General features: G+C 63.5%; 1 protein-coding gene. It reads right to left on the minus strand.

Going from position 1 to position 1,247, the window contains the following annotated elements; genetic code table 11:
• Positions 1-12: 12 nt before the first annotated feature.
• Positions 13-1,175, minus strand: a protein-coding gene (locus tag ABGV18_RS11440; RefSeq protein WP_396582858.1) for an IS3 family transposase whose coding sequence is annotated in 2 segments (ribosomal slippage) — positions 13-911 and positions 911-1,175 — 1,164 coding nt in all. Because the reading frame shifts where the segments join, the coding sequence is not laid out codon by codon here.
• Positions 1,176-1,247: the final 72 nt, after the last annotated feature.

The raw sequence follows: 1,247 nt of genomic DNA on the forward strand, positions 1-1,247 counted from the left end.
CCTGTGTAGTGGTCAAGCGATCTTGGACAGTTCGTTGAGTGATTTCTCGGTTTCCGCCGGCGTTTTGCCTTCGAGGTACTGGTGAGGGCGGACCGAATCGTAGTAGCCCATCAGGTACGCTCCGGCGTCTCGTCGGGCCGCGGTGATTGAATCGTAGCCACCGCGTGGCATCCATTCGCTTTTGAAGCTCCGGAATAGGCGCTCCATCGGGGCGTTGTCCCAGCAGTTGCCTCGCCGACTCATGCTCGGCTCGATGGCACAACGTGACAGGGCCGACGCGTAGGAGGCCGCTGCGTATTGCACGCCCTGATCCGAGTGAAACAGTACCCCACGAGGCTGGCCCCGCTGCTGCCAGGCGTGAGTCAGAGCGGTTTCCGTCAGGCGCGCATCCGGCGAGTCGGAGACCGCCCAGCCCACGACACGGCGGGCGAACAGGTCCATGACCACGGCGAGATAACACCAGCGCCCATCCGCCCAGAGGTAGGTGATGTCGCCACACCAGACTTGGTCGGGGCGTTCGACCGCGAACTCGCGATTCAGCCGATTCGGCACCTCGGGCTTCTCCTGCCGAGCGTGCTTGTACGGGGCACGGCGAGGCTGCCGGCTGACGAGGTTGGCCTCCTGCATCAACCGCCGGGCCTTGAACCGGCCCAACGACACGCCATCGGCAGCGAATCGCGCTCGCAGTGTCCGGCTGCCGGCCGACCCCCGGCTTTCGTTGAAGTACCGGGTCGCCTGGGCTCGAAGTGCGAGCCGGTCGGCGTCCACATCGCGTTGTTTCTGTTCGCGGTAGTGGTAGAAGCTCGACCGGGCGACGCCCAGCGTCTGGCAGGCAAGCGCCACGTTGACAGGCTCTCTCAGTCGGTCGATCACCGCGAATGTCGCGTCTCGTCCTCGACGAAGAGAGCCGTCGCTTTTTTTAAGATCGCTTTCTCCTGTTCGAGGCGCTTGACCTTGGCCTCCAGCTCGGCGATCCGGCGGTGTTCCTCGGTCAGCGGGGCATGTCCCTTCGGGACCGTTCCTTCCCGCTCGGCACGAGCCTGCTTGACCCAACGGCGCAGAGCCGTATCGCCCACGTTGAGCGAGGCGCATGCCTCGGGCACGGTATAGCCCTGATCCAGCACCAGGCTCGCGGCCTCAAGCTTGAACTCTTCCGAAAAATGACGTCTTCCCATCTCGGTACACCTCGTGGTTGTGGTGGCAAATTACCACCTATCGCGGTGTCCAAGATCAGTGAACCACTTCAC

Origin of the sequence: Guyparkeria halopsychrophila, assembly GCF_044582135.1 — a bacterium.
GTDB lineage: Bacteria > Pseudomonadota > Gammaproteobacteria > Halothiobacillales > Halothiobacillaceae > Guyparkeria.